The sequence below is a fragment of the Enterobacter sp. 50793107 genome, from assembly GCF_001463365.1.
Lineage (GTDB): Bacteria > Pseudomonadota > Gammaproteobacteria > Enterobacterales > Enterobacteriaceae > Enterobacter > Enterobacter cloacae.
Genome location: NZ_LNII01000108.1, coordinates 1 through 4,072, shown reverse-complemented (window position 1 = coordinate 4,072; position 4,072 = coordinate 1). Strand labels below are relative to the sequence as shown.

The 4,072-nt window shown below is 50.8% G+C and carries 4 protein-coding genes; all 4 read left to right on the top strand.

The features are described from left to right. The first annotated feature begins 254 nt into the window (after positions 1-254). The 4 genes from APU11_RS14905 (at position 255) to APU11_RS14890 (ending at position 3,914) form a co-directional block, all read left to right on the top strand. Complete coding sequence (locus APU11_RS14905; protein ID WP_060578595.1) at positions 255-1,613, top strand: site-specific integrase; 1,359 nt, start codon at positions 255-257, stop codon at positions 1,611-1,613. Between the two features lie 494 nt (positions 1,614-2,107). Then, complete coding sequence (locus APU11_RS14900; protein WP_000113586.1) at positions 2,108-2,476, top strand: hypothetical protein; 369 nt, start codon at positions 2,108-2,110, stop codon at positions 2,474-2,476. 432 nt (positions 2,477-2,908) lie between these two features. Then, positions 2,909-3,424, top strand: a complete 516-nt coding sequence (locus tag APU11_RS14895) for a hypothetical protein (protein WP_001091024.1) — start codon at positions 2,909-2,911, stop codon at positions 3,422-3,424. Then, entirely contained in the window at positions 3,414-3,914 is a 501-nt protein-coding gene (locus APU11_RS14890) for a hypothetical protein (RefSeq protein ID WP_000199921.1), read from the top strand. The genes APU11_RS14895 and APU11_RS14890 overlap by 11 nt, the downstream gene beginning before the upstream one ends. The last annotated feature ends 158 nt before the right edge of the window (positions 3,915-4,072 follow it).

The following is a 4,072-nucleotide window of genomic DNA, read 5'->3' as shown; positions in this document are numbered from 1 at the left end:
CGCGATCAACAACCTGTTTGACTGCTTCAGTTTTAAACTCTTCAGGATAACGCTTACCGCTCATGGGCACCTCTCTTTAAGTCATCTTAAATGACTCTGAGGTGTCTGTTAAACGCGTGGCGATTCACAGCGTAGCTAAGCCTCAGTTAGTCCGTAGAGCCAATGGTCGATATACTATCCGCTTCAGACTCAAGGGACAGACCATCCCGTTTCTTTCAGTATCGACCCGAAGCACAGACAGGAGAGTAGCCACAATGCGTCAGAGAGAGCTCGCAGCCACAGCTAAGGCCTTCATGTTGGATAGGCCTGAAGTCTCACTACAGGAGCTTACAGAGCATCTCCGGTCTATGGCTGAGCAGTTCCTGACAGACGCTAGTGACGATTACTGGAATGGACTTGAGGTCGCTACTCTGGTCGACGAGAAGTCCAACCTGAGGGAGCTAGCCGCTACGCAAGCCTTAAGTCTGGACCAGCAGAAGGGCATAAGGTTAGCGCTTGAAGTCCTGACCGCAGCACAGCAGAGGGTAGACACTGGTGATACCTCTGGTCTGATTAAGCTGATTGATGATAATAACCATACTGATTACTCAACTATAGGCGACTCTACGTCAATTCTGAAGAATGAGCAGGGGGATAGACCAGTAGTTTTCACACAGGAGCGCCAACCTGAGGTCACTATCGCTGACCAACCAGCTATCTGTAGTTTTTCTGAGCTAGTGTCCTCGCTGCTGGCTGAGAAGGTCCAGACCCTGAAGTCCTCCAGCTACAAGGACCTCTCGTCCTCACTAAATACTGTCTCCCGGTTCCTGCCTGAAGACATGGACCTGATGTCTCGCTCTGAGTGGCTGGCTGTCAGGGACGCTATGCTGGCTTCTGAGGTGAGACCGTCGACGATTAACAAGCTGCTGACTAAGGCGAAGATGTGTCTGGACTATGGCCTGATGAATGGGCAACTTGAGGGCCGCAACCCGATTGAGCGCATGAAGTTAACTAAGGATGTAGACTCCAAGCGTAGAGCATTCACTGACGAGGAGCTGGAGAGACTTCTGGTCCGTGTTGAGTCTGAGTATCAGTTCACACGACACACGGCTCACACGACCTCTGAGGCCCGTAGATGGGCGTCTCTGGTATCTGTGGTCACTGGAGCTAGGTCTGCTGAGGTCTGCCACCTGACTAAACGTGACATTGTAACCTTGGACAATGGGCTGGTCTGTATCGACATCAATGAAGATGGGGAAGGTAAGTCTGTGAAGAACAAGCATTCAGTCCGACTTGTGCCGTTGACCGATGGGGCCTGTGGTCTTGACCTGAAGTCCTTCCTCGAATGGGTAGACATGCAGCCTGACGAGGGTCCTCTCTTCGGGATGACTCCAAGCGCATACTCAAGCTGGTTTAACTCAAGGGTCATGACTGAAGCTCTGGGAGACGCTACGGATGTCTCTCTCCACAGTCTGAGGCATTGGCTGGCTACACGAATGAAAGAGCGTGGAGTTAATCTGGTGGACGCTCAGGGCATCTTAGGTCACAGCAGTCAGTCCATTACGTATGACCTGTACGGGAAAGGACACGCTGTTGGTAGGCTGGCTGAGGTGCTGAAGACAGCTTTACTTTAAGTAGGAAGACCCAAGGTGTAGACCATATACGGCTTGATGGTTGAGACCTTGGGTCACTGAAGTCTGACTGAAGTTAGGGAGGGTGATAATAATCATAATCCCTCCTGACTATAGGTCCACCGGTTCGCCTTCGGCTGTCCGACTTTAAGTCTGTCTGTTGTCTTATTTAAACTGGTTCCCTAACTCAGGTCCCTCCAAATTCCTATGGTCTCCTCTTGACATTCCTGTTTGACTGTGAGTCGCCTCTGGTCTCTCTTTATATATACTTCCTTAATTCCTGAGGCGTCTTTAGTCCTTGACATTCGGTCCAACCTGTGAGTCACATCCGGTCCTCCCTCTTTATATTTACTTCCTTAATTCCTAGGGTCGCCTTAATCCTTGACATCCAGTCCAGCCTGTGAGTCACATCCTGTCGCGCTACTGTATGTATCACCAGTGGTGGACTTGATTATCACTATAGGGGAACCAACTAATTCAACGACAGGAGATACTCTATGGCACGACCAATCGCAACTCACGACAACACGTTCACCAAAGCCTACTTGCAGCAGCACTGCGGGGACCTGCTGTCATTCGATGGTCAGGGTGACTTGAGTGGCTGGCTGGATGATGTCCTTACTGGTGCTGGTCGCCTGAGCGAATCAATGGCAAGCAATACCAAGCCTGTCAGCCCATACTTGATTCTGACCCAACTACTAACGCACGACACATTAACTGTAAGCGCTGTGCAGGAGTCCCTGAGCCGTAAGCGTGTTGCCTTGGGTGAACCTATGGTTTCAACTCGCTACGCTCGCTACGTCTATGCTGCCGTCGTCAGCGCCAGTAAATCCGTCCAGTACCACGCCAGTAAAGCTGGTTCATGATTACGGACCCTAAACTATCACTATAGGGAGACCTGCTTCCGCCTCTGAGTCTGATGCGTCAGAACATGCGAGCATCTGGTCAACCGACATTAAGTATCTCTCCTAAGTAATCAAGGCCCGTGACCGCCTCTGTCAGACCTCCTGTATCGACCTCCAGCTCGTTAGCGTTCTTTAGTCGTCTGTTAGTAGCTCGTCTACTCACTACTCATTGGCTTAAGTTTATCACCGCTCACCATCTGGAAGTCCTTACAACTCGTCCTGACATGCGGTCCCGCCTTTATACATATGGAGACACCCGGTCACTCCAGACCGTCAACATTTAACCATTCACTTTCGTTAAGCACTTTCTGATGGGGGTCCGTTTAGGATGCGTCTGAATGGTGCGGACTCCATGTGGAGACAGAAAGTGCTTTACCAAAGGAGCATCTTTGTATGAATACCGAATTACCTGTAACTAACCGCCAGTTCTTAATCATCCTGCTGACCAATGCAGAGTCCAGTGTCGATTGCTGTCGCTATAACTTAGACCTGCTGAAGTTATCCCGATGGTATGCCCAAGCGGAAGACTGGGACTATGAGAAAATCCGGGAGATGTACGCGGAGCCTATCCAGTCATACCTCCAGACACACACCGAGGAAGAGCTGAAGCGTGGCCTACAGGACATCTTCTATTTCAACAATCCTTACACCTGTGAGGGTGACTCAGAAGAGATGGATTGGATAGCGTCACGCTCTGATGCCGACTTGAAGCACATCTCTAACGCGATGATGCAGGTGGAGAGCAAATGGTCCCGCCGCCTTCAGGTCCTAACTGAAGATTACGAAAACGGCACCTTTGATAAGCTGGTCCCACCTGATGCCGAACGCCTTCAGGCGAAAGCTGACCAAGAACAGCGCTTCAAGTCCTTTGCCGAAGCTCTGGCGGGAGGTGCCTCTTATGACTTCTGACAATAAGCAGGAATACACCATTCATATCTTCGGTCAGGACATCACCAGTCAGGACGGATTGTTTCGACTGGATGAGATACGCCGGGTAGGCATTCAGATTGGTAAGGTAGAAGATAACCGTAGTACCGAGGTTGCTCGCTTCATGAGGACCAAGGCTGGTAGAAGTCTAACCAACCCAGAAAACGGGTTTGTTAAAAAGATTAACATGGGTCACTTAGGGACCTCGTGGCTGGCTGACCCAGTAGCCGCTATAGAGTTCGGTCGGTGGTTGGACCTTGGGTACGGACTGGCAGTAACCAGAGCCTTCGTGTCTATGACCTCCAGCGCCACCGTGCAGTCTGCTGTAGCGTCTGCTGAGGACATCAAGCCGGAGACCAAGGAATTCATCCAGCGTCATGGCACAGGCCTCTACATCGCCGGACGTGAAGTCTCACAGGCTGAGTATTCAGACTATCAAGCTGTGACCGCTGGTCGCTGTGAGTGGAGGTAAGTAATCATGGCTATGATTGACCCTCGTACACTGACCTGCTCCCCGTTGATTAGTACACCCCGATGTTAGTAATGTCTTCATAAGCCACATGAGGACATCCCCATGAAGAAGCGTTTTTCCGACGAACAGATCATCAGTATTCTCCGCGAAGCCGAAGC

Excerpts from the sequence above, each read along its gene's own strand:
- APU11_RS14905 (WP_060578595.1), top strand. The coding sequence starts at position 255 with ATGCGTCAGAGAGAGCTCGCAGCCACAGCTAAGGCCTTCATGTTGGAT.
- APU11_RS14900 (WP_000113586.1), top strand. The coding sequence starts at position 2,108 with ATGGCACGACCAATCGCAACTCACGACAACACGTTCACCAAAGCCTAC.
- APU11_RS14890 (WP_000199921.1), top strand. The coding sequence starts at position 3,414 with ATGACTTCTGACAATAAGCAGGAATACACCATTCATATCTTCGGTCAG.
- APU11_RS14895 (WP_001091024.1), top strand. The coding sequence starts at position 2,909 with ATGAATACCGAATTACCTGTAACTAACCGCCAGTTCTTAATCATCCTG.